Source organism: Pseudomonas sp. Tav-5-1A, from assembly GCF_055755055.1.
In genome coordinates, this window is record NZ_CM146901.1 from 5,017,917 (window position 1) to 5,042,601 (window position 24,685).

Sequence of the window (24,685 nt, forward strand, 5' to 3'; positions counted from 1 at the left end):
TGATCTCTCGCGTGGCATACCGTCATAAACGGGTATCGTGACTGACATGTAGCAATCGTCGTGCCGGATCATTTTGTACAGGGCATTACAGCGGCAAAGATTGGAATCATCCTTGATACAAATCAAGGAAAGCCAATAAGGACAGGGGCTTGCGGGGAAGGTAAAGGCGAGAAAAAAGCTACAAAGCCAGTCCGGCGGCGCATCCGTGCGCCGCTTGCGGGAACTCAGGCGTCAATCATCTGTCTGATCATCGCCCTCGCGGCGACTCATGCCGTACTTGCGCATTTTTTCCACCAGGGTAGTACGGCGGATACGCAGGCGTTCGGCGGCACGGGCGACAATACCGTTGGCATCATCCAGCGCCTGCTGGATCAGGCCCTGCTCCAGGCCACCGAGGTAGTCCTTGAGGTCCAGGCCTTCGGGCGGCAGCATGGCGCCGGTGGTGAAGTCCGGGGTATGGCCGTTGATGGCCACGCGTTCTTCGAGGTCGCTGCGCAGGCTGTCGACCATCTGCTCGTCTTCGTCGTCGACGTAGCGGAATTTCTTCGGCAGCTCGGCGACGCCGATCACCCCGTACGGATGCATGATGGCCATGCGCTCCACCAGGTTGGCCAGTTCGCGAACGTTGCCCGGCCAGCCGTGACGACACAGCGACATGATGGCCGCGGAATTGAAGCGAATGGAGCCGCGCTTTTCATGTTCCATGCGCGAGATCAGTTCGTTCATCAGCAACGGAATGTCTTCGACACGCTCGCGCAGCGGCGCCATTTCGATCGGGAACACGTTCAGGCGGTAGTACAGGTCCTCGCGGAAGGTACCCACCTCGATCATGCTCTCCAGGTTCTTGTGCGTGGCGGCGATGATGCGCACGTCGATGCTCTGGGTCTTGTTGCTGCCCACGCGCTCGAAGGTGCGCTCCTGCAGCACGCGCAGCAACTTGACCTGCATCGGCAGCGGCATGTCGCCGATCTCGTCGAGGAACAGCGTACCGCCGTTGGCCAGCTCGAAGCGCCCGGCGCGGCTGGTGATGGCACCGGTAAAGGCGCCCTTCTCGTGGCCGAACAGTTCGCTTTCCAGCAGCTCGGCGGGAATGGCCCCGCAGTTGACCGGCACGAACGGCGCGTCGCGACGCTTGGAATGGTAGTGCAGGTTGCGCGCCACCACTTCCTTGCCGGTACCCGACTCGCCGAGGATCAGCACGCTGGCGTCGGTGTCGGCCACCTGCTGCATCATCTGGCGCACATGCTGGATGGCACGGCTGGTACCGACCAGGCTGCGGAACAGGTTGGGCTCGCGCTGCCGGCCGCGCTCGCGGGCCTGGTCATACATCTCGCGGTAGACCTGGGCGCGGTGCAGGCTGTCGAGGAGCTTGCTGTAGCTGGGCGGCATTTCCAGGCTGGAAAGCACGCGCCGGCGCAAGTCTTCCGGCAGGTCGCCGGTGGCCGTATCACCTAAAAGCAGCACCGGAAGGAACTCATCCCAACCAGCGATGGTCTTAAGCAAGCCCTGAAGGTTACCGGGCGCGTTTACAGTCCCCACGAGGACGCACAGCACTTCCCGGTTCGACGACAACGAATCGACCACCTGCTGCCAGTCGCCACTGGTACAGGGCAAATTTTCTTCGCCAAGAAAATTGAGTATCACCGCCAGGTCCCGGCGGCGAACGCTATCGTCATCGATTAGCAGAATTTTGGTTTCACGCCACATGCAATAGCAACTTCCCTAGTCAACTCGATGCCCGCTATGGGCAAGCTAGACGAAAATCGGCCTGGTTTGGCCTTTAGACGCCTGAAGAAAGTAAACAGCTACTAGTTAAGTCAAAAAAGCGAATACAGTCAAATTTATGGCGCATTACTTCTGATCAACCGAGCAAATTAACGGAACAGATGGTAAACCTTTGCAGCGTTGTGCGCATGTTTCAGTTGTGACATCTCGTCGACTATTGCCTTGCGCTCGCCCTGGCTAGCCTCCAGCAACTGGCGATACACAGCCAGCAAACCCTCGAGTTTGCTGCGCAACTGCTCCTCGTCCGCCTGGTCCTCGGTCATCAGCGCATCGACGCAAGCCCGGCACTGGCGATCCAGCTCGCGAATGGCTTCCCAATCACGCGCCGCCAATGCATCGGTCAGGGCATGGCTGGTGTGTTCAATACGTTGCAGCGCACTCATGTCGACTTCCTCAGACATTGGCCTTACTCGACGTTGGCAATGGCGTCCCAGCCACTCTTCACGGTAATCAGCAAACGCGCCACTTCATCGATCATCTCCGGATCGTTCTTGCGGTTGGCTTCGCCCAGGCGCTGCATCATATAAGCATACAGTGCATCCAGGTCTTGCAGCGAGGCCGGGTCGCCGCCGCTTTTCTCGGGGTCCAGGCCAGTGCGCAGGCCACCGATGATCTCGATGGCCTTGCTCAGCATGAGGCCCTTCTGCGCAATCTGGCCACGGCTCAGCGCGCCCTTGGCTTGCGCCAGGCGGTCGAGCCCACCTTCCATGAGCATCTGCACCAGGCGGTGCGGGCTCGCCTCGGAGGTCTGCGCCACGGAGCTGACCTTCTGATATTGGCGAAGGGCTTTCATGGGATTCATGTTGCTTCCTCGTTACACGTCAACGGTGATGTGTGCTTGCATGACTATTGTGTCGACTGGCCCGCAAAAAACTTTAGCCTGCCTGCGCCACAGCCTCAAACGACAAAAGCCCGGGCCGCCTTTGACAGCGGTTCCGGGCCCATGGCGGTGAGGCGTGATCAGCTCGACGACTTGGTGTTCAGGGCGTTCAAGGTGGTCATGACGCTGGTGCTGGTGGCATTGAGCTGGGCCACCAGGGTGTCCATCTGGGTGTACTTGGCGGTCAGCGTGGTGGTCAGGGCGTCCATCCGCGAATCGAGGTCGGTCTGCTGGTTTTGCAGATCAGTCGTGGTGGCAGCATAGGCCTTGATCCGGGTCTCGAGAATGCCACCGGTCTGGGTGTACGGCGTAATTACCGAGGTCAGGCGGGTCAGCAACCCGTCGGTGCCCACGAACAGGCTGGCAACGTTGCCAGCGTTGGTGGTCATGGCCGTGTCCCAGGTGGTCGAGTTCATCAGCAGCGTGCCGTCTTCCTGGGTGCTGATACCCAGTTGCGACAGCACGCTGAGGTTGCCACTGGTGGTGCTCGACTTGGTCAACTGCCCCTGGATGGAAGCCAGCAGCGAACGGATACCCGAGTCACCGGTCAGCGCGCCGGCCGTGGTGGTGGCCGAGGTGCTGGTACTGGACGTGGCACCGGTAGGGGTCACCGCGGTCTGCGCCGAGACCGCCAGCATCAGCGCGTTGTAGGCACTGACAAAGGTGGTCACCGAGGTTTTCATGTCGTCAGTGCTGGAACCCACCGTAATAGTGCTGGTGCCCGGGTTACCCGACGAGTCACTGCCACCGGTGAGGTTGATGGTCACGCCGCTGATGGCCGTCGTCAGGGTGTTGCTGGAGCTGGTCATGTTGTCCAGGCCGTCGATCGAATAGATCGCGTCCTGAGGCAGCTTGCCCAGGTAGCCGGCACCCGTGCTGGAGCCCGCCTGGGTACCATCGATTGCCAGGGCATCGATGCCACTCATCGACAGGCCGGTGTTGGCGCCCGTGGTGGTCGACGACAGCACCAGGCGCGAAGCACCGGTGGAGTCGGTCACCAGGTTGGCGGTGACGCCGTCGGACTGCAGCTGGGTGTTGATAGCATCCCGCACACCAGACAACGACGTGTTGGCCGCCAGCGAAACGCTGTAGGAGGTGCCGTTGGCCTGGGTGATGCTCAGCGTCGTCGCCGCAGTGTTCATCACCGTGCTCGAACCACCGCTGACCGCCGCGGTGGTCACCTTCGAGGCGGTCGCCAACTGCGTGACCGTCAGGTCATAAGTACCTGCGGCAGCCGAGTTGCTGGAGGTTGCCGTTGCCACCGAAGTATTGGACGACGTCGCCGCCAGCCCGGTGAACGAGTTGACATCGTTCAACGCCGCCATCGCGGTGGTGAACGTCTTCAACGCCGTATTCACGGTATCCACCGCCGCACTGAGGGCGGAGGTAGTGGAAAGCTGCGCGGTGATCTGCGTCTGCTTGGGCGCCTTCTGGGCGTTCACCAACGCTTCGACAATACTCGAGGTATCGATACCCGAACCCACGCCACTGACGGTGATGCCGCCCGAACTGCTGACGGATGTCGTGCCCGTGGTACTGGTCGAACTCGTGGTGCTGGAAGTAGTGGTCATGGTTGAACTCCCGTTCCGGCGGCTGTCGACTTTTTGACAAAACGCCTATCGTAAGCTGATTTCTACAGAATCAAACAAGTCTCGTGCCAACACGCTCAGACTTGCGTATCAAACAGCACACTGTTGCCTTCTTTCAGGCTCTGCGCCAATTTCAAGGCGGTTTCCGACGGAATCTGCCGGACAACCTCGCCACTCTCGGTGGCAATGACCTTGACCACCACCTGGTGGGTGGTGTCATCAATGGAGAACTGCAGGTTGCGCTGCGTCGAGTCGACGAAGGCCTGCATGTCCTTCACTGCTTTATCCAATTCTGCCCGCTCTGGCTGTTTGCCGGTGGCGGTGCTGGTCTTGCCGTCGGTCGCGGTGGCGGCGGTCGCCACTGGCGCAGCCAGAGTTGCCGCCGCCTGGGTCACAACCTGGGGGTAAGACGCGTTCAATTTGACGCTCATGTCCATGTCCGTCACCTCGAAAATGTGAAAAAACGAAAGGGCACTCGTGAGCACCCTTCCGTTCAACTAGCCGTTGCTATTACTGAAGCAGCTTCAGTACAGCGGATGGCAGTTGGTTGGCTTGCGACAGGATCGCGGTAGAAGCCGACTGCAGAGTTTGTTGCTTGGTCAGTTCAGCGGTTTCAGCAGCGAAGTCAGCATCCTGAATGGTCGAACGCGAAGCGGTAGCGTTCGAAACGATGTTGTTCAGGTTGGAGATGGTGCTGGCGAAACGGTTTTGCTTGGCACCCAGGTCAGCACGTGCACTGTTGATGGTGGACAGTGCGGCGTCGATCGCGGAGATCGAGGCGTCGACGTTGGTGTGAGCGGTGGTGTTGTCCGAACCCGAAATCGAGGTGGACGACAGGCCCAGGCCGCTGGCCGAGAAGTCGCCGGTCAGGGACAGGGTGATGTGCTGGTCGGAACCAGTCATCGCGCCAACCTGGAACTCCAGGGTCGAAGCCGAACCGTCCAGCAGTTTCATGCCGGTACCGAAAGTGGTCGAAGTCGAGATACGAGTCAGTTCCTGGCTCATCTGGTCGTATTCGGCGTTCAGCGAAGTACGGTCAGCGGTGCTGTTGGAGTCGTTTCGGGACTGAACGGCCAGTTCACGCATACGCTGCAGGATGTTGGTCGATTCTTGCAGAGCGCCTTCAGCGGTCTGGGCGATCGAGATACCGTCGTTGGCGTTCTTGGTAGCAGTGGTCAGACCGTTGATCTGAGTGGTCAGACGGCTGGCAATTTGCAGACCGGCAGCGTCGTCTTTGGCGCTGTTGATTTTCAGGCCGGAAGACAGACGAGTCATAGCGGTGGACAGGGAGCTGGCGGCGTTGTTCAGGTTGTTCTGAACGGTCAGCGAAGCGATGTTAGTGTTTACAGTCAAAGCCATGACGAATTCCTCGATGGGTGGGTGCAGCGGCTTCCGGCCCTGGCAACCGCCGGGTGTGGCCTAGAGAACCTTCGTAATAGTTATCGTCGTGATGGGAAGTTGCTTGAGGGTCTTTTCTGAAAAAAAATGCCATCAGTGGGCAAACCCTTGTAAACCGGGGCTTCCAGCCCGGCCGACGATTCATTTGGCTGCACCTTTCCAGGTATCGACTGTGACACAGATCACATTTTTTGCGCCGGGTGATCCCGGCGGCAGAGGTTTGACGATAGACAGCCCAACAAGGCAGCAGTGCCACTTTCGTGACGCCGATCACGATTTGGAGGCTGAGCTGCGCTTTTGATCTGCTGTAGATCTTGATCTGGCTTTTGATCTGCTGTTGATCTGGCTCTTGATCTTGATTGTATGCCCCGTAAAGCGCCAGGGCCGACTGGAGGCGTCGATCAACGGGCTGCCCGAAGGGCCGAGGCCGCAGGCCGAAGAGACGGTAACCCGCAGGCTTCTATAGCGGGTGCCGTCTGCCCGTTGAGCGGCGCCGGAAGGAGGGGACCCGTAGCGCAGCGGAGGGCCCAAGCAGGGGCAAGCCCTTTTTGCTTATTTTTTGGCTGGGCCGGCACACCGGGCGACTGCCAAAAAGTGAGTCGGCGTAAGGCCGAAACGGTCGGTGGTCTCACCGCGAAAATGGATATGTCCGAAACCCTCAAAAGCGGGATCCACATATCGTGAACATATCCATTTCCTAGGGTGATGCAGAATCACCTTTCCGCCCTTACGGCGGCTCACTTTTTGTCAAACGCCACAAAAAGTAAGCAAAAAAGGCTTGCCCCTGCTTGGTCCCTACGCTTCGCTGCGGGTCCCCTCCCTCCGGCGTCGCCCAAGCGGCCGACGGCCCGGAATAGAAGCGCCTCCGGTTCCGTCTTCCCCGGCTACGCCGTGGACCGCTCGGCCAACGCCTCCAGTCGGCCCTGGCGCTTTACGGGGCACACAATCAAGATCAAAGGCCTCACGGGATCAAGATCAAGAGCAACAGCTGCCTCGCTTGAGTTTTGTGTGGGTGGGACGGCCGCGGTGCAGCCGCTACAGTGCGACCTGTCGCATCAACTCCACCAACTCATACTCCAGATAATCCGCCAACCCCAACCAATCCTGCCCTTCCTGACACACCAGAATCTGCCCCAACACCGCCTGCCACTGCTGTTGCAACGGCACCGACGCCCCCTCGAACAACGGCATCACCGCACCAAACACCTCCACCATCACCAACGCCGCCTCGACATCCCGCCCCAGGCGGAACAGGTGCGCGCAGTGGACCGCCGCCGCCCGGTGTTGCTCGAAACCACTCATTGGCACCACTCCGGATCGAAACGCGTGCCGGCGATCATCGCCCCGGCATGGCTGGTGTTGAAGAACGGCACCTGCGGGTGGCCGGCGATGAAGCGCTCAAGCTCCACCAGGTAGCTGCGGAAGTTGAGCTGGGTGCGCACGCGCTGGCCGTGGCCGTCGAGCACCCAGTGGCGGGCCGCCTGCAATTGCGGCCCCAGGTCGCCGTCGCCCCAGCCGGCGTGGGTCTTGTCGCCCGGGAAGGCGAAGTCGGCGCCGAACAGAGTCACCCGCCCTGCCCCCATCTTCACCGCCAGGTCCACCGCCGGGTGGATGACGCTGCCGCCCACGTAGAGGCTGGCCTTGGGCAGCTGCTCGCGCAATTGCGCATACACCGGGCTGCTGGAATAGCCGACATGCCGCGGCCCCTGCCAGCTTTCCAGCAGCGCGCGCTCCAGCAGTGGCAGGTACACCAGCCCCACGGCCGCTGAGCCTTCGGCCGGCAGGTGGCGGCTGCTGATGCGCTGGTCGATGCTGACCACCAGGTCCGGAACGATGCCCTGGGCCAGCAGGGGCCGGTAGGCGGTGTCGACGCAGATGAAGAACGGCCGCTGAGCGCGTTCGCGCACGTGCTTCAACGCGGCGAAGTGCTGCTCCAGGCTCGGCCCGGTGGCAATCACGAAGAACTCGCGGCCCGGCTGGCTGGCAAACAGCTCGGCCACGTCGGGGTCGCGCTGCAGCAGGGGCACGGCGTGTTGCAGGCGCTCGGCGATTTCCGGGTCCTGCACGGTGAAATCGCGGTTGTTGAACGCCAGGTGCACCTCGCTGATCAGGCGGTCGCGGATCTTCGCGTTGTAGTCGTCGGCCAGCACCAGCTCGGCGGGCAAGGCGAAGAACGGCAGGCAGATTTCGGCGTGATCACCGGCCATCACCAGCTCGACCCGGGGGTCCTTGAGCCAGTCACCCTGGTCGAGGATCTGCACCACCAGGGCGAAGATCGCGCTGTTGAGGATGTGCACGGTCAGGCGCTGCAACACGGGGCGCTGCAGCAAGGCCAGCTGCAGGTCACCCAGGCCGGTGCCATAGACGTGCACATGGGCGGCATCGGCCGGCACGGTGGCCGCTTGCAGCTGCGCCTCGGCTACCCGGTCGTGGCGGCTGGTGAGCTGCACGCCATTGACGCTCAGGGTCGACCCCAGCCCTTCCACCAGTTGCGCGGGGACGGTCTCGGGATTTTCCAGTTGCAGGCGGGTGAACAGCGAAGGCCAGCGCGTTTGCAGCAGCTGTGCGTTGCGCTGGGGGATATCGGTCATGGTGGGGCGGCCCTGATGGTACGTTCAGCCGTAAAGCGTACCAGAAGCCGCAAACAACGGGGGGAGCTGGCTTGCCAGCTCCCCCAGGCACTCAGCGATAGAGAATCGCCGAACCCCAGGACAGGCCTACGCCGAAGCCACTGATGGCCACGCGCTTCCACTTGGCGTCCATCACGTGCTTTTCCAGCAGCAGCGGCACGCTGGAGGAGACGGTGTTGCCGGTCTCGACCATGTCCTTGATGAACTTCTCCGGCTCTTCCTCGAAGCGCCGCGCCACGGCGTCGACGATGGCCGCGCTGCCCTGGTGGATGCAGAACGCGTCGATGTCGGCGGACGCAAGGCCCGACTCATCCAGCAGCTCGTGCAGGTGAGCTGGCACTTTCAGCAGCGCGAAGTTGAACACCTGGCGGCCGTTCATGAAGAACACGCCGTCGGTGACCTTCAGGTGCGGGGCACCCGAACCGTCGGTGCCGAACTTGGCCTTCCCCAGCTGCCAGACGGCGTCTTCGCCCATCCAGGTAGCCGTGGCCGCGTCGCCGAAGAGCATGGTGGTGTTGCGGTCTTCGGGGTCGACGATCTTCGAATACGGGTCGGCGGTGATCAGCAGGCCGTTCTTCAGGCCCGCGGCTTCCATGAAGCCCTTCATCGCGTAGATCCCGTAGACGTAGCCGGAGCAGCCCAGGGAAATATCGAACGCGGCCACGTGGGTCGGCAGGCCCAGCTTGTCCTGGACGATGGCCGCGGTGTGCGGCAGGCCTTCCTCGTCACCGTTCTGGGTGACGACGATCAGCGCATCGATGGACTCGCGCGACAGCTCGGGGTTATTCGCAAACAGAGCGTTGACCGCTTCGACACACAGGTCGGAGGTCTCCTGGCCGGCGTCTTTGCGCGGCAGGAAAGCGGAGCCGATCTTGCCCAGGATGAACTCTTCGTCCTTGGCAAACTTGGCACCCTGGGCGTAGTTATCAAGGCCTTCGGAAGGCACGTAACTCGCTATGCTTTTTATGCCAATCATCATGGCTTCCCAATAATAAAGAGCTAAATATCACCGCTCGCATGATCGAGGGGCGCCAACAAAACCGGGATGTGCATCACCCGCGCGGGGGCGAAAACAGGCGACGCCGGGGCCGAAAAACACGGCCGACCAGGGTCACTGCGCCCTTGTCACCCAACAACAGGTTACAGTGGAGATGCGCGTTATGACTCATAGGTCACGTTGATTCAACATGATTTCGAGTTTTTTGGCCATGCTTAAGGCGCGGTTCAGTCGATCATTGACCAATCCAGCGCCATGCCCCGGGCCAGAGGGCGCCGTGCCGCGCGGCCCAGCACGGCGTCCAGGTGCCGGGGCGCCAGGCCCAGGCCGGGACGAATGGCACGCACGTTGTCGCGGGTCAGCGCCTCGCCCGCCGCCACGTCACGCACCACGTACAGCGAGCGGCGGTACACCAGCGACTTCTGTTCGGCGCGGGTGGCGCCGTACTGCACCTGCCCCAGCGCCTGCCAGGCACGCTCGGTCTCGGTGACCAGGCTGGCCAGCTCGGCCGGCTCCAGCGAGAAGCTGGCGTCCACGCCACCGGCGCTGCGGTCCAGGGTGAAGTGCTTTTCCACCACGCTGGCGCCCAGGGCCACCGCCGCCACGGCGGCGCCCACGCCCATGGTGTGGTCCGAGAGGCCGACTTCGCAGCCAAACAGCTCGCGCATGTGGGCGATGGTGCGCAGGTGGGTGTTGAGCGGCGACGCCGGGTAGGTGCTGGTGCACTTGAGCAGGATCAGGTCGCGGCAGCCGGCGGCACGGGCCGCGCGCACGCTTTCGTCAAGCTCGGCCACCGTGGCCATGCCGGTGGAGATGATCAGCGGCTTGCCGGTAGCGGCGGCCTTGCGAATCAGCGGCAGGTCGGTGTTTTCGAAACTGGCGATCTTGTAGGCCGGCACGTCGAGGCTTTCGAGGAAGTCGACGGCGGTCTCATCGAACGGCGAGGAGAATGCCAGCATGCCGTGGCTTTTCGCCCGCTCGAAAATCGGCGCATGCCATTCCCACGGCGTGTGCGCCTGCTGGTACAGCGCATACAGCGAGGTGTCGGCCCACAGGCTGTCCGGGTCGCTGATGCGGAACTCGCCCTGGTCGATGTCCAGGGTCATGGTGTCGGCGGTGTAGGTCTGCAGCTTCAAGGCATGGGCGCCCGCCTGGGCGGCAGCGTCGACGATGGCCAGGGCGCGCTCCAGGGACTGGTTGTGGTTGCCGCTCATCTCGGCGATGACGAAGGGTGGCGCGTCGGTACCGATGGCGCGGTGGCCGATGGAGAAACGTGGCATGGTCTTATCCTTGGGACGGGGCGGCGGCGAACAGGGCCCAGGCCAGGCGCAGGGCGCCCAGGCCATCCACCAGCGCGCGGGAATTTTCGGCCAGTGCGCGGCGGCGCCCGGCGTCATCGAGCAGGCCCAGCACGGCCTGGCGCAAGGCCTGGCTGCTGACCTCGGCGGCATCGCCCAGGTAGACGTGGGCCCTGGCGTGGGCCATCAGTTCGGCGTTGGCCTGCTGGTTGTGGGCCACGGCCATGCACAGGGTCGGCAGGCCCATGGCCGCGCGCTCCCAGCTGGTACCGCCGCCGGCGCCGATGAACAGGTCGGCGGTGGCCATCAGCGCGGCGAAATCCTCGACGAAACCGTGCAGCACCCAGTTCGGCCGCGTGGCCACATAGGCTTGCAAGTGCTCCCAGTCGGGCGTGCCGTGGCCGGTGACGAAGTCCACTTCAAGGTCGGCCAGGCCATCCAGCGCGGCCATGGCCTTGAGCGTGTTGCCGCTGGCGTCGAAGCCACCGAAGTTGACCAGCACGCGCTGCACCCGCGGGCGAATCGACACACGCAGGGCCTCGAAGGCCGGGCCCAGCAACGCATGGCGCGGGCCGAAATAGGTGGTGCAACCGGGCGCCAGCAGGCCCTGGTAGGCCTCGGCGCTGGCGGTGAGGTTCTGGTCTAGCAACAGGTCGGCGCTGTGCTTGCGGTTGGCCAGGTCATCAATGGCCATGACCCGCGGCGCGAACGCCCGCGCCGCGGTTTCCCAGCGGGCGTCCAGGCCATAGTGATCGACGATTACCCAGTCGAAGCGGCCCACGTGCTTCAACGCATCGATGTCCGCCTGCCAGGGCAGCAGCACTTCGATGTCGTCGCTGCCGGGGCCCGGCTTCATGGCATAGGTGCCCCAGCTCTGCGCCGCCAGGTCGACCAGGCGGTGGCCCGGCAACGTCAGGCTGGCGAAGGTCACCTGGGCGCCCTGCTTGTGCAGGTGCCGCGCCAGGGTCAGGCAGCGGGCCACATGGCCACTGCCGATGACCCGGGACGCATCGGCACGAATCAACACCTTCACAGGTTCAACTCCCCAGCCGCCTCGAGCGCGGCAAACAGATATTCAGCACGGCGCCAGTCTTCCGGCGTGTCGATGTCCTGCACCCGGTGGCGCGGCAGCATGATCGGCAGGCTGTGCCCGGCGAACATCGGCAGGCCTTGCAACCAGGCGTCGCGGTGCCCCCAGTAGAACTGGCCGGCGTCGTGCCAGGCCGGCACCAGGTCCTGGGAGCGGGTCTGGTTGAACTGCGGGTACAGCGCGGCAACGCCGCCCTGCCCGTCCAGCTGCAAGGCACGCTGCACCGGAAAGGCGAAGCTGCACACCGAGAAGGCAAAGCGTTTGTCAGGGGCGGCCTGCAAGGCCGCCAGGCCTTGCTGCAGGTCAGCGGGCAACAGCATGGGCGCGGTGGCGTAGATACAACAGGCCAAGTCATGGGCGTCGCCCAGTGCCTGCAACGCGTGCTGCACCACGGCGGTGGTGCCGGTGTGGTGGTCGGCCAGCGCCGCCGGGCGCCGGAACGGCACTTGGGCGCCATGGGCGCGGGCCACCTCGGCGATCTCGTCGTCATCGGTGCTGACCACCACCTCGTCGAACAGGCCGCTGGCCAGCGCCGCGCGGATCGACCAGGCAATGATCGGCTGGCCGCCGAACAGCTTGAGGTTCTTGCGCGGTATGCGCTGGCTGCCGCCGCGGGCGGGAATGATCGCGACCCGGCTCACGGGCGGATGATCCGCTGCAGGGTGGCCACCACCTGGTCTTGCTCGGCGTCGCTCATGGCGGCGAACAGCGGCAGGCTGATCGCCTCGCCGTAGTACCGCTCGGCCTCGGGGAAATCGCCAAGGGCAAAGCCCAGGCCGCGGTAATAGGGCTGCAGGTGCACGGGGATGTAGTGCAGTTGCACGCCAATGCCCGCCGCGCGCAGGGCTTCGAACACCTCGCGGTGGCCCAGGGCAATGTGCGGCAGGTTCAGGCGCACCACGTACAAATGCCAGGCCGACTCGGCGTCGGCCTGGGCAGCCGGCAGCACCAGCGGCAGCTCGCCCAGCAGCTGGTCGTAGCGCGCCGCCAATTGCCGGCGGCGCGCCACGAAGGCGTCGAGCTTGTGCAGCTGCGACAGCCCCAGCGCCGCCTGGATGTCGGTCATGCGGTAATTGAAGCCCAGCTCCACCTGCTGGTAATACCAGGGGCCATGGCTGGGCTCGTCCATGTCCACCGCGTCGCGGGTCATGCCATGGCTGCGCAGGCGCTTGAGGCGCGCGGCCAGCTCCGGGCTGTTGGTCATGACCATGCCGCCCTCGCCGGTGGTGATGATTTTCACCGGGTGGAAGCTGAACACGGTCATGGCCGCGAACTCGCCGCAGCCGGTTGGCCGCCCGGCATAACGCGCGCCGACGGCATGGGCGGCGTCCTCGATCAGGCAGAAACCGTAGCGCCGGGCCAGCTCGGCGATGGCCCGCAGGTCGCAGCTCTGGCCGGCGAAGGCCACTGCCACCACCACCTTGGGCAGGCGCCCCTGCTGCTCGGCGAGCGCCAGCTTGGCCGCCAATTTGCCGGCATCCAGGTTCAGGGTGCGCGGGTCGATGTCGACGAAGTCCACCTGGGCGCCGCAGTAACGGCCGCAATTGGCCGACGCCAGGAAGGTGTTCGGCGACGTCCACAGCCAGTCGCCCTCGCCCAGGCCAGCCGCCAGGCACGCCAGATGCAGGGCGGCGGTGGCATTGCACACGGCCACGCCGTGGCCGGCCTGGCAGTAGGCGGCCATGGCCTGCTCGAAGCGCGCAAGCGTGGGCCCCTGGGTGAGCCAGTCCGATTGCAGCACCTGCACCACCGCGGCCACGTCGGCGTCATCGATGCTCTGGCGGCCATAGGGGATCACGGCAGCAGTTCCGCGTGCAGGCGGGCGATCTGGGCCACGTCGAGGAATTGCGGGTTGATGTCGGACCGGTACTCGAAGTCCTCGCTCACCGCCCTGCCCTGCTCGCCCAGGCCATCCACGGCAAAATCGATGTCGGTGTGGGTGAAGCGGATCGACGGCTGGATGGTGTAGTGATCGTCGAACTCGAGGGTGGCGCGCGCGTCGTCCAGGGGCACCATCAACTCATGCAGCTTCTCGCCCGGGCGGATGCCCACCAGGGTCTGCGGCAGCTCGGGGGCCATGGCGCTGGCCAGGTCGACGATGCGGATGGAGGGGATCTTGGGCACGAAGATTTCGCCACCGTGCATGCGCGCGAAGCTGTCCAGCACGAACTGCACGCCGTGGTCCAGGGTGATCCAGAAGCGCGTCATGCGCGGGTCGGTGATGGGCAGCTCGCGGGCCTTTTCACTGATCAGCTTGCTAAAGAACGGCACCACCGAGCCACGGGAGCCGGCGACGTTGCCGTAGCGCACCACGGCAAAACGGGTCTGCTGGTCGCCGGCGATGTTGTTGGCGGCCACGAACAGTTTGTCCGACAGCAGCTTGGTGGCGCCGTACAGGTTGATCGGGCTGGCAGCCTTGTCGGTGGACAGCGCAACGACCTTTTTCACGCCATTGTCGATGGCGGCGGCAATCACGTTCTCGGCGCCGTTGACGTTGGTGCGGATGCATTCGGTGGGGTTGTACTCCGCCGCCGGCACCTGCTTGAGCGCCGCGGCGTGGACCACGTAGTCGATGCCGCGCATGGCCACGCGCAGGCGCTCGGCGTCACGCACGTCACCGATGAAGTAGCGCATGCAGGGGGCGTTGAAGCTCTGCTGCATTTCGTACTGCTTGAGCTCGTCGCGGGAGAACACCACCACGCGCTTGGGCTGGTACTGCTCCAGCAGGCGACGGATGAAATTGCGACCGAAGGAACCGGTGCCGCCGGTGATGAAGATTGATTTGCCGTTGAACATAAGTATTTTCCTTACTCTGTGTCGCGCATGAGCGTCGCTTGCACCGCCCGCACCGCCAGGCGGCCCGAGGCCGTGATGCGGGCGCACAGGTCCTGCTGGGCCTCACGCAGGCCGACGTCCTGGGCCAGGCCGTCGAACGCCTCGAACAACGCCCGTGACAGCAGCATGGCGCCCGGCGCCAGCACCGCGCGCTCCTGGTCCAGCGCAATGCCGCGCAACACGCCGGTCACCGGCACGTCGCCTTCGTCCAGCCAGTGGCCGCGGCCGTCCACCTGCGCCGCCGCCACCACGCCCACTTCCGGGCGCTGCCCGTGGTTGAGCAGGGCTTGCAGCCACTGGTCGCCGACCACCGCGCAGTGGGGGTCCATCAGCAAGAGGTAATCGCCGCGCGCCTGGGTACGCGCCACCTGGTTGATCACCGCCGCCTCCCGTTGCTGGGCGTGGCGCAGCACCTGGATCTTGGGGTCGGCCAGCGCCTGCACCTGCGCCAGCCAGTCGTTGGCACCCGGCGCGGTATCGAGCAGCAGCAGCTCAAGGTTTGCATAGCTGCTGTGCTTGATCAGGCTGGTGACGCAGCGTTGCAGTTGTGGCAACGGGCCGCCGGCCGGGATCAGGATCGACACCGAGGGCTGCGCCGGATGGCCGTAGGTGACGTGGTAGTGGCCCGGCACCGGCTCGCCGAGGTTGCACTGGGCATAGCCACGATTGCGCAGGTGGCGGGTCAGCACCTCGCGCTCCTGGGCGTTGCTGCGCGGCGCCTGGGCCGCACTGACCAACAGCGCCTCGTCGACGTGGCCGATGCCCTGCATGCCGCCGTGTTCCACCAGCCGCAGGATCAGGTCCAGGTCCAGCGCATCGGCACATGCCGGGTCGAAGCCACCCACTGCCTGCACGGCCTCGCGGGCAAACAGCCAATGCCGCGCCATCACTTGCGGCAGGCTCAGCAGCAGGTCCAGGTCAAAGTCGGGGCGCGGCGCCAGTTGCAGCGCGCCATTGGCCAGGCGCTGCAGGCCATCGGCGAACACCGCCCGGCAACCCTGGGCACCCAGCAGTTCATGGGCCACGCGCCACAGGCCGTCGGCGGTCATTTCGACGCCGGCCTCCACGCGCAGCAGCCAGTCGAACTCGAAGCGCTCGAGCACGCCGTTGAGCACCTGGCCCTGGTTGGCCGCGTCAGCCGGCAACCAGAACAGCCCTTGGGCGGCGTCGTCCGCGGGCAGGCTGGCCGTCGCACTGAGCACCACCACCTGCAGGCGCAGTTGCGCCAGGCTGTCCTGCCCCAGGCTCATCAGCGTCTGCATCAGCGCCGGCTGCTCGTCCTGCAGGTCGCTGACCACCACCAACAGGCGCGGGCCGCCCTGGTGGTCGTGCAACTGCCGGGTGATCTGCTGGCGGCGCAGCGCCGACAGCTCGCGGGCCTGCAGCCAGCGCTCCACCGGGTCGTTGGAACGCGGGGTGTGACGGCCGATGAAGCTGCCCAGCAGGTCCATTTCCTTGAACTGCGTGGGGCGGCTCAGGTCGGCCACCTGCACGAACGGCGTCTGCGCGGCGGGGCGCAGCCAGCCGCTGGCGGCGATCTGCTCGCGGAACAGGTCGTGGTAGCGCTCGGCGATGGCCGGCGTGTCGCGGCCGGCACGGCTGTACTGGGTCTCGGAGACGCGGAAATACGACAAGGTGCGTTCCAGGATCGCCACATGGCCGTGCTGCAGCAGCTTCACATAGATGGCCAGGTCGCCCACCCAATGGATCTCGTGGCCGTTGACGTTGTAGAGGCCTTCGGGCACCAGGGCCATCAGGTCCGCGCGTCGGCACATCACCGAGCTTGGCTCGCCGATGAAGTTCAGCGTGTACAAGCCCTGAAACGCCACCACTTCGCGGCCATCCAGCACCACGTCGCGGTTGAACGGCAGCAAGGTCGCCTGGATATCGCTCATCCAGCGGCCCGCCTCGTCGATGCGACGGCGCCGCGACGAGACGATCGAGAGGCCGGGGGTGGTCTCGAACACGTCGACCATGATGCGCGCGCAATCGGGCACGATCAGGTCATCGTCGAACAGGAACTTGATGTACTCGCCCTGCGCCTTGTGCAGGCACTGGGTGACGTTGGCGATCTCACCCAGCGGCTGCGGGTTGCGCCAGTAGTGCACGGGCCAGCGGCTGAGGGGCGCGAGGCGGCGGACGATCTCGCCAATGGCGTCGTCCGGGCAATCGTCGCACACGATGATTTCGACCTCATCGTGGTTTTGGCGCATGGCGCTGGTGAGCGCCTCTTCGAAGTAGGTCGCCTTGTAGGCAGGGATAAGAATGCTGACCAGCCGGGAGGACGTCATCGGGACACCTTGGAATACGTGGGATCACTGTCGGCCAGGCTTGGGTCGAGCAGATAGTCGTTGAACTGCGAGGGGAGCAAGGGCGCGAACGGGCGCTCGATGATCAGCTGGGTTTCCTTGGCCAGGATCAGGCTGGAGTCACGGGTCTTGATGCGCCGCGCCGGGGCGCCGACACACACGCCCCAGGGCTCCAGATTCTTGCCCACCACGGCCCCGGCGCCCACGGCGCAGCCTTCGCCGATGCTGACGCCGGGCATGACCACGGCGTTGGCGCCGATGATCGCGTGGCGGCCAATGTGCACCGAAGCGCGTTCCACGCAGCGGTACTCGGGCGGCACGCAAGGGTTGGTCAGGCCACCGCCGAGGAAGTCTTCACTGCCGCACAGGATGCGCACGCCCGAGGACAAGCCACTGAAGTCTTCCAGCACCACCACGCCGCCGCCCGAGATCGAGGTGAACGAGGCGATGTGCACGTAGCTGCCGATGAAGATCGGCGCCGTGGCATAGATGAACACGTAGTCATCGATGATCACGTTGCTGCCGATGCTGATGAACTCGCGCCCGTAGAGCTTGGCCCCGGGGAAGATCCGCACGTTTTCACCGAGGGCGCGGAAGCCGAGATTTTTTTCTTCGAGTCTAGACACGACGATACTCCCTGGTCATTTGCGCCCCACATAGAGCACCGAACGCTCGGTGATACCGTGGCGGGTGAAGCTGGCGGCGCTGAAGTCCGCGTGAGTCAGCGCCTGCATGTGGAAGCCGGCGTCGCCCAGGCGTGCGAGGAAGTCCGCGCGGCAGTACATGCGCACGTGGTCGTCCTGGCCAAAGCGCGCCCAACGCTCGTCGACGCTGGCCTCGTCAGGGTCTTCGTCGGTCTCGGTGGCGGTGGTCAGGATCGGCACCATGAGGATCGCCACGCCACCCGGCGCCAGCACCCGGTGCAGCTCGGCCATGGCGCGACGGTCGTCCGGCACGTGTTCGAGCACGTGGGAGCAGACGATGAAGTCGAACGTGGCGTCCGGGTACAGGCTCATGTCCTGCAGGTCGACCTTGTCATCGGCCAGCGGCGAGAACAGGTCCGCAGAACGGTAGACGCTGTCGGGAACCTGCTTGAGGAACGCCGACAGCACCGGTGCCGGCGCGATATCGAGGATGCGCAAGGGGCCCTGGCCGGTGCGCTTCAGGTGCTGCTCGACAAACAGCGCGTAGAGGCGGTCGCGGTCCGAGGACTGGCAGTGGGGGCAGCTGTACTGGCCGACGTTGAGGGTCTCGAAATCCTCCAGCGAGTAGAACACCCGCAGGCGCTGGAACACCTCGAAGAAACTCGCCGGCAAGGGCATGAAATTGGCGAAGCGGGCACGGCACAGGGGGCAGGAGCGCATGGTCAATGGGTCTCGTCGGCAGCAGCACGAAGCAGGTCGATGATGCGTTGCAGCACCTCATCGCCAAGGCTGTCGAAAATGGGCAGGCAGAGGATACGGCTGGAAACATCCCGGGCCACCGGCAGGCGTTCTTCACGCGCTGATTCAAGGCCGCGGTACATGGGGAAATCGGAAATCAGCGGGTAGAAGTAGCGGCGCACCAGGATGTCGTGCTCGCGGAAACGCTCGTACAGGGCATCGCGGCTCAACGGGAAGTCATCGCCCACCAGGATCGGGAAGTAGGCGTAGTTGTGGCCGGGGCGGTCGCCCCAGGCGCAACGGATGCCTTTCACCCCAGCCAGGCCCTTGCGGTACAGGCCATCGATGCGCTGGCGGCGCGCCAGGGCGCCGTCGATGTGCTTGAGTTGCAGCAGGCCGAACGCGGCGTTGATCTCGCTCATCTTGCCGTTGATGCCCGGCGCCATCACCGTCACTTCATCGGCGAACCCGAAGTTCTTCAGGTAGTTGATGCGCTGCTTGATTTTGGCGTCAGGGCAGACAATGGCGCCGCCTTCGAAGGTGTTGAACACCTTGGTGGCGTGGAAGCTGAGGATCGACAGGTCGCCGTGGCGCAAAATGCTGGTGCCTTCCTGGCGCACGGCGAAGGCGTGGGCGGCGTCGTAGATGACCTTCAGGCCATAGGTATCGGCGATGCGCTGGATGGCGTCGACGTTGCACGGCACGCCGTAGCAATGCACCGGCAGGATGGCCGTGGTCGCCGGCGTGATGGCCTCTTCCAGCCGCGCCGGGTCAAGGTTGTAGGTGTGCGGGCAGATATCGACGAACACCGGCTTGACGCTGTTCCACAGCAGCGAGTGCGCGGTGGCCACGAACGAGTACGGCGTGGTGATCACTTCGCCGGTGATGCGCAGCGCCTGCAACGCCGTGACCAGCGCCAGGGTGCCATTGGCGAACAGGCACAGGTGCTCCACCCCCAGGTAGTCCGCCAGGGCCTGCTCCAACTGCTCGTGGAACGGACCGGCATTGGTCAGGCGCTTGCTTTCCCAGATGGCCTCCAGGTAGGGAATGAACTCCTCCAGGGGCGGCAACAGCGGGCTGGTAACGGGGGTCTGGCTGGACATGGGGTGTTCACCGCTCTGAGCACTTCTTACGGGTGCGCTCGCCATGAAAATGACGGTGGCGCGAATGCAGAGGGGTGAAGCAAGAAGCCGGCCACAATGGACGACAGGCCCGCGCGGCCTGCCGTCCAGGGGCTATCGGGTCACGGCTGCCAGGCGCGCAACCATTGCTGCAGGGCGTCGCCGTGCAGCATGAAGTTGTCCATCACGGTCTGGCGCAAGGCATCGCCCATTTTCGCGCTGGCGTCCAGGTCCGCCAGGTGCATGCGGATCGCCTCCAGCCACTCGTGGGTGCTGTTGGTCATGACCCGGGTCACAGGGAAGTCGCTGGCATAGCTGCGGGTGGCGGTGCACACCACCGGGTAGCCGCAGGCGCCGTACTCCAGCAGCCGCAGGTTGCTCTTGCAGTCGTTGAAGATGTGCTGCTCCAACGGCGCCAGCGCCAGGTCCAGGTTCAGGCTGGCCATTTTCTGCGGGTACAGGTCCAGTGGCACCGAGGGGTGGTACTCGTGCACATACGGCATCAGTTCCGGCGGGCACATGCCCAGGAACACCCACTCCACTTCGTCGGCCAAGGCCTTGACCACGTCCTTGATCAGCAACAGGTCGCCGGTGTGGCTGGTGCCGCCACCCCAGCCCACGCGCGGCTTGCGCCCCACGCGGCGCTGGCTGGCCAGGCCGCTCCAGCGGTCGGGGGCGAGCATGTTCGGCACCACGCGGATGTCGGTGTGCATGCTGGACATGGCGTCCGCCAGCGACTGGGTGGACACCACCAGGCGGTCGCACAGGCCCACGCCACGGGCCAGGGTCTGGCGGATATCGCTGGACAGGTAGCGCCGGTGCTCGTTGAGTTTGGGCACGTCCAGCAGGTAGTCGTCGATCTCGAACACCCGGAACGCCCGGGAGAACTCCTTGACCTGGCTGATGCCTTCCACCGGGCCCGCGCTGTAGCGGCCCTGGAAGATGATGGTGTCGGGTTCGATGCGCTCGATCTCGAGGATCGACGGCGTGCCGAAGTTGAGCACGCGGGTCGCCAGCCCTGCCCGTTCCAGCTCGAACAAAGGCTGGATCAGGCGGTAGTGGCCCACGGCGCCTTTGTTGATCGGCAGGCCGAGGATGTGCGGCAGCGCCTGGCGGGCGAACGGCTGCCAGCCGCTGCGCAGGCCCACGTGCATGGTGAAGCTGGCGCCCACCAGGCTCAGGTTCTTGTTGTAGGCCGGGTCGCGGGCCAGCTTCGGCAGCCAGGCGTGGAACGCCGCGCGCTGGGCCTGGCGCCAGTCCTGCAGGGCTTGCGGGTCGGCAGCCTGCTCGTGACGGCGCAGTTGCAGGCGCGCGAACGGCGTCCACACCACCAGGTAGCCGCTCTGGCCGGCGCGCAGGCACAGGTCGACATCGGCGAAGGCATGGCCCAGGTCGCCCTCGGCCAGCCCGCCCAGTTCATCGAACAGGGCCTTGTCGATCAGCAGGCACTGCAGGCTGACCGCGCTGTAGTTCTGCACCACTTGCAAACGGTGCATGTAGCCAGGGGCGTTCACCGGGTCACCGACAAACACCGCGCCCACGGCGCCGCGCAGGCCCAGCACCAGGCCGGCGTGCTCGACGGTGCCGTTCGGCGCCTGCAGGCGCGCGCCCACCACGCCAACCTCGTGGCGACGGGCGTGCTGCAGCATCTCGTCCAGCCAGGCGCCGTCGATCACCACGCAGTCCTGGCTGAGGGTCAGCAGGTACTGGCCGCGCGCCTGGGCCGCGCCCAGGTTGAGCATGGCCGGCAAGGCGGTGGCGGCCGGCGCGTCGACAACGCGCAGCTTGGCGCCACCGACCTCGGCCATCGCCTGCAGCCAGTCGCGGGCGTCGGCCGGTTCATCGGCGGCGCTGACGATCAGCACCTCGAAGTGGCCGTAGGTGGTGTGCGTCAACAGGCTTTCCAGGCACGCCTGCAAGGCGCCCAGCCGGCCCTGGCTGGCGATGACCACCGAGACCAGCGGCTGACCGGCGTGGTGGTAGCGAATACGGTTGATCAGGCGAATGTCGGACGACTGGATGTCGTGGGCAAGCCCCAGGCGCTGCAGGTGCCGGCCGACCATCTGCGCGTTGCCTTCACGCACGCTGGCCTCGCCCAGCCAGGCGGCAAAATGCGGCCGAGCGTGCAGCAGCACCTCGCCGATGTGCTCCACGCAATGGGGGCCGTGGCTTTCCACCAGGCGGAAGATCAGGTCATGGGGGCTCAACTCGACCAGGCCGGCGGCAAACCCGCCCTGGGCAATCAACCCGGCCCGGCTGAACGCCAGGCCGCGGCCCACGTAGGGGTAGCTGCGCAGCAGGTCCAGGTTGAAATCGGGGCGAAACACCGGCGCACGATGGCCGACGTCTTCCAGGGCGTCTTCGTCCCAGTAGCAGGCCTGCATGGCGTCGCGCACGGCAATGCGCTCGGCCAGCAGCAGCAACGCGTGTTCGCTCAGGCGGTCGCCGGCGCGCAGCAGGCAGAACCAGTCGTAGCCATCCAGCTCCTGCAGCATGCTGTTCAGTTGCAGGGGCCAGTCCGCCTGTAGCGGCATGTTCAGGGTGTTGCCGATGATGGTCGGCTCTTGCGCCGTGCTGGACAGCACCAGGATGGCCTCGGCCGACCAGGTCTGCTGGCCCAGGCTTTCCAGGGTGGCCTGCAGCGCCTCTTCGCCCTGGTTGTCGATGATCACCGCGATGATCTTCGCCTGGCGCGGCCAGGTGTCGACCCGGGCCGGCAAATGCTGGCGCTGGTCGGCGGAGAAATCGCGGCACTGCAGCCACTGTTCGTACACGGCGTCGTAGTGGTCGCAATCCACGCCGACGAACTCGCGCATGGTTTCCGCCTGCACGCCGAACATGCGCCCCAGGGCCACCTCTTTCCACTCCGGCGCCGGTTCAGTGCTGTTGAGCAGCAGGTGGCGCACGCCACCGACCTTCTCCGCGCGCTCTTCCTTGCGGCCGGCCAGCAGCTGCAACAGGGCGTGCAGTTCGGCCTGGCGGGCGGCTTCCAGGTCGCTGATGTCGGCGAGGCGCAGCGGCGTCAGGCGCTCCACCGACAGGTACTGGTCCACCAGCGCCAGGTCGCCCTTGCGCAGCAGGCAGGTGTAGAGGGTGAGGTCGAGCAGCACCTCGAACGGTGCCTTCTTGTCGGTGAGCGCCGGCATCAGCCGCGCCACTTCGGCGCGGCGCATGATCACGTTGCTCAGACCGCCGATGAAGTTGGTCGGCCACACCTCGAACATCGACACCAGGTCGAAGCCGTTGAACCGCGCATCACCGGCCACGTAGCCGAAGTTTTCCATGCGGTTGGGCATGATGCGATTGTCGGCGTCGGAGAAGTAGCGCTGGCTGGCGGCAAGGCTGACGCCGGGGAAGCGCACCAGCAGGTCCACCACCCGCGGGGTATGCTCGGGCATCAGCCAGTCTTCGTCGTAGAGCACCTTGATGAACTCGCCCTTGGCCTGGCGCACGCACTCGTTGATGGTGAGGTTGCGCCCCAGGCGACGGGCGTTGCGCACGTAGCGCAAGGCCACGTGCGCCGGCAGCTCGGCGCGCAGCGCCTGCACGGCATCGCGCACTTCCTGGCCCTGGGTGTCATCACAGACCAGCACTTCGAGGTTGGGGTAGTTCTGGCTCACCGCGCTGCGCAGGGCACGCGGGAAGTTCTCGGGATTAAGCGCGGGAATGGCGATGCTGACAAGCGGAGTGGATTTCATGCCGCGGGACTCACTCGACGGTCATCGGACGACAACCGGATACGGATAAAAATACGGCGCCAGGCTCGACCCGGTGAAGGGTCGCGAATGGCGCCGCGAAAAAATGGCACAGGGCTCAGATCTTGTTGAACAGGCTCAACTGGGCGATCTTCGCGAAGGCGGCCTGGGATGCCTCCAGCATGGTCTGCTGCAGGGTCAGGGTGATCGAGGCGGTGGCCATGTCAGTGTCGCCGATGCTCGACTGGGTGGTCTTGTTGGCCAGGCTGATCGAGGTGTTCTCGTCGGTCTGCAGGGTGATGGCGTTGTCGGTGGCGCCAATCACGCCGCGCGCGGTGCCCACCTGGGTGCTGGCCGACGACAGGTTGGCGATGGCCGAGCTGACCGAGTTCTGCAGGGCCAGCAGCTTGGTGTTGTCACCGTTGATCGGGGTGTTCAGCGCGGTGGCCAGCTTGGACAGGGTGTTGAGCACGTTCTGGGTCTTGTGGGAGTCCACCGAGACCTGGAAGGTGTCGCCGGCCGCCGGCGTGCCGCTGACGTCGAAGCTGGCGCCCGCCGCAGACACGGTGGTGCCGCTCATGGTGCCGGTGGCAATGGCCTTGCTGCTGCTGGTGTAGGGCTGGGCATACACCGCGTAGTCGGTGGCGCTGGTGAACTTGACCACCGCACCCGAGCTTGGGAACGTGCTGTTGTACGCCGCCTGGTCAGTGATGGTGCCGCTGGTCAACTGCGCGGTCGAAGTGTTGCCGGCGCTGCGCGACGGGCTCAGGGTGTCGGGGGTGCTCTGCAAGGTGATGCTGTGGCCGGCGGTAGTGCCGGTGTTGGCGGTGTCCACCTTGAGGGTGAAATCGACCCCGCGCAGGCTCAGGGTAGTGCCGGCGTCGTCGGTGGGGTCGAACGTGCCGTTGCCCGCCACTTCGGAGGTAATGTCGTTGCCCGAGCCATCGGTGATGCTGAAGGTGGTGTCACTGGTGAAATTGACGGTGTACGGCTCACCCGTAGTGAACGACTTGTTGTAGGTGGCCTCCGAGTCCATCTGGCCCGGGGAGATGGACACCTTGTTGTCATTCACGGCCGGCGAGGTGACGGTCGACGAAGTGCGGCTGGTGTTGGTGGCCTGCTCGAAGGCTTCGTAGCCGGTGACGCCGGTGGGCAGGCTGAGGGTGTCGGATACCTGCAGGCTCAGCGCGTTCTGGTCGCCCTGGTAGGTGTAGGTCCCGTCGGCGTTCTGCACGTACGGCGGCGTGGTGCTCTTGGAGCCGGAGAACATGTAGTACCCCGAGGCGTCCTTGGTGTTGAGCAGGCCCAGCACGGTCTGCTGCACCTGGCTGATCTCGGCGCCGATGGACTGGCGGTCGGCATCGGTCAGCGAGCCGTCACCGGCACGTACCGACAGTTCCTGGGCGCGCTGCAGGGCGTTGTTGATGGAGTTCAACACGCTTTCCTGGTTGTTCAGCGAGTTGGTGGCCGTGGTCATGTTGGTGCTGTACTGGGTCAGCATCGAGCTCTGCTGTTGCAGCTGCAGCAGCTTGGCCGCGCCCACCGGGTCATCGCCGGCGGTCTTGATGCGCACGCCGGAGCTGATCTGCTCCTGGGTCTTGGCGGTTGCCGAGAAGGCCGAGGAGTAGTTGGCCGCGCTGGTCTCGAAGTATTGAGAGGTGGAAATACGCATGGTC

The 24,685-nt window shown here is 65.0% G+C and carries 20 protein-coding genes; all 20 read right to left on the reverse strand.

Annotation, left to right across the window (positions count from 1 at the left end; all coding sequences use genetic code 11):
- Nucleotides 1-231: 231 nt before the first annotated feature.
- Nucleotides 232-1,707, reverse strand: a complete 1,476-nt coding sequence (locus AC0J42_RS22925; protein WP_416426094.1) for a sigma-54 dependent transcriptional regulator — start codon at nucleotides 1,705-1,707, stop codon at nucleotides 232-234.
- A gap of 167 nt (nucleotides 1,708-1,874) precedes the next feature.
- Nucleotides 1,875-2,168, reverse strand: coding sequence for a flagellar protein FliT (gene fliT / locus AC0J42_RS22930; protein ID WP_473003991.1), 294 nt, complete (start codon nucleotides 2,166-2,168; stop codon nucleotides 1,875-1,877).
- Between the two features lie 23 nt (nucleotides 2,169-2,191).
- The gene (gene fliS / locus AC0J42_RS22935; RefSeq protein WP_277962281.1) at nucleotides 2,192-2,587 is read right to left on the reverse strand and encodes a flagellar export chaperone FliS; all 396 of its coding nucleotides are present in this window, start codon (nucleotides 2,585-2,587) and stop codon (nucleotides 2,192-2,194) included.
- A 158-nt stretch (nucleotides 2,588-2,745) separates the two neighbouring features.
- Nucleotides 2,746-4,236, reverse strand: coding sequence for a flagellar filament capping protein FliD (gene fliD / locus AC0J42_RS22940; RefSeq protein WP_416426097.1), 1,491 nt, complete (start codon nucleotides 4,234-4,236; stop codon nucleotides 2,746-2,748).
- A gap of 95 nt (nucleotides 4,237-4,331) precedes the next feature.
- The gene (locus AC0J42_RS22945) at nucleotides 4,332-4,691 is read right to left on the reverse strand and encodes a flagellar protein FlaG (protein WP_473003993.1); all 360 of its coding nucleotides are present in this window, start codon (nucleotides 4,689-4,691) and stop codon (nucleotides 4,332-4,334) included.
- A 73-nt stretch (nucleotides 4,692-4,764) separates the two neighbouring features.
- The gene (locus AC0J42_RS22950; protein ID WP_416426099.1) at nucleotides 4,765-5,613 is read right to left on the reverse strand and encodes a flagellin domain-containing protein; all 849 of its coding nucleotides are present in this window, start codon (nucleotides 5,611-5,613) and stop codon (nucleotides 4,765-4,767) included.
- A 1,074-nt stretch (nucleotides 5,614-6,687) separates the two neighbouring features.
- Complete coding sequence (locus tag AC0J42_RS22955) at nucleotides 6,688-6,954, reverse strand: hypothetical protein (protein WP_473003994.1); 267 nt, start codon at nucleotides 6,952-6,954, stop codon at nucleotides 6,688-6,690.
- Nucleotides 6,951-8,243: a motility associated factor glycosyltransferase family protein gene (locus tag AC0J42_RS22960; protein ID WP_473003996.1), complete on the reverse strand. Its 1,293-nt coding sequence runs from the start codon at nucleotides 8,241-8,243 to the stop codon at nucleotides 6,951-6,953. The genes AC0J42_RS22955 and AC0J42_RS22960 overlap by 4 nt, the downstream gene beginning before the upstream one ends.
- A gap of 91 nt (nucleotides 8,244-8,334) precedes the next feature.
- Complete coding sequence (locus tag AC0J42_RS22965) at nucleotides 8,335-9,258, reverse strand: ketoacyl-ACP synthase III (RefSeq protein WP_416426104.1); 924 nt, start codon at nucleotides 9,256-9,258, stop codon at nucleotides 8,335-8,337.
- 248 nt (nucleotides 9,259-9,506) lie between these two features.
- Nucleotides 9,507-10,559, reverse strand: a complete 1,053-nt coding sequence (gene pseI / locus AC0J42_RS22970; protein ID WP_416426105.1) for a pseudaminic acid synthase — start codon at nucleotides 10,557-10,559, stop codon at nucleotides 9,507-9,509.
- Nucleotides 10,560-10,563: 4 nt separating this feature from the next.
- Nucleotides 10,564-11,610, reverse strand: a complete 1,047-nt coding sequence (gene pseG, locus AC0J42_RS22975; protein WP_473003997.1) for a UDP-2,4-diacetamido-2,4,6-trideoxy-beta-L-altropyranose hydrolase — start codon at nucleotides 11,608-11,610, stop codon at nucleotides 10,564-10,566.
- Nucleotides 11,607-12,308: a pseudaminic acid cytidylyltransferase gene (gene pseF / locus AC0J42_RS22980; RefSeq protein ID WP_473003998.1), complete on the reverse strand. Its 702-nt coding sequence runs from the start codon at nucleotides 12,306-12,308 to the stop codon at nucleotides 11,607-11,609. The genes pseG and pseF overlap by 4 nt, the downstream gene beginning before the upstream one ends.
- Nucleotides 12,305-13,465, reverse strand: coding sequence for a UDP-4-amino-4,6-dideoxy-N-acetyl-beta-L-altrosamine transaminase (gene pseC, locus AC0J42_RS22985; RefSeq protein WP_473003999.1), 1,161 nt, complete (start codon nucleotides 13,463-13,465; stop codon nucleotides 12,305-12,307). The genes pseF and pseC overlap by 4 nt, the downstream gene beginning before the upstream one ends.
- Complete coding sequence (gene pseB / locus AC0J42_RS22990) at nucleotides 13,462-14,463, reverse strand: UDP-N-acetylglucosamine 4,6-dehydratase (inverting) (RefSeq protein WP_416426110.1); 1,002 nt, start codon at nucleotides 14,461-14,463, stop codon at nucleotides 13,462-13,464. The genes pseC and pseB overlap by 4 nt, the downstream gene beginning before the upstream one ends.
- A gap of 11 nt (nucleotides 14,464-14,474) precedes the next feature.
- On the reverse strand, nucleotides 14,475-16,793 hold the full coding sequence (locus AC0J42_RS22995) for a glycosyltransferase (RefSeq protein ID WP_473004001.1): 2,319 nt from the start codon (nucleotides 16,791-16,793) through the stop codon (nucleotides 14,475-14,477).
- Nucleotides 16,790-17,437, reverse strand: a complete 648-nt coding sequence (locus AC0J42_RS23000) for an acyltransferase (protein WP_416426112.1) — start codon at nucleotides 17,435-17,437, stop codon at nucleotides 16,790-16,792. The genes AC0J42_RS22995 and AC0J42_RS23000 overlap by 4 nt, the downstream gene beginning before the upstream one ends.
- Before the next feature lie 15 nt (nucleotides 17,438-17,452).
- Nucleotides 17,453-18,175, reverse strand: a complete 723-nt coding sequence (locus AC0J42_RS23005; RefSeq protein WP_473004004.1) for a methyltransferase domain-containing protein — start codon at nucleotides 18,173-18,175, stop codon at nucleotides 17,453-17,455.
- A 2-nt stretch (nucleotides 18,176-18,177) separates the two neighbouring features.
- Nucleotides 18,178-19,296 (reverse strand): dTDP-4-amino-4,6-dideoxy-D-glucose aminotransferase VioA, encoded by a 1,119-nt coding sequence (gene vioA, locus AC0J42_RS23010; RefSeq protein WP_473004006.1) that lies wholly within the window; start codon nucleotides 19,294-19,296, stop codon nucleotides 18,178-18,180.
- A gap of 140 nt (nucleotides 19,297-19,436) precedes the next feature.
- Nucleotides 19,437-23,012: a glycosyltransferase gene (locus AC0J42_RS23015; RefSeq protein ID WP_473004007.1), complete on the reverse strand. Its 3,576-nt coding sequence runs from the start codon at nucleotides 23,010-23,012 to the stop codon at nucleotides 19,437-19,439.
- Between the two features lie 115 nt (nucleotides 23,013-23,127).
- Nucleotides 23,128-24,681 carry a flagellar hook-associated protein 3 gene (locus AC0J42_RS23020; protein ID WP_416426116.1) on the reverse strand — a complete coding sequence of 518 codons (1,554 nt, stop codon included), beginning with the start codon at nucleotides 24,679-24,681 and terminating at the stop codon, nucleotides 23,128-23,130.
- Nucleotides 24,682-24,685 lie beyond the last annotated feature (4 nt).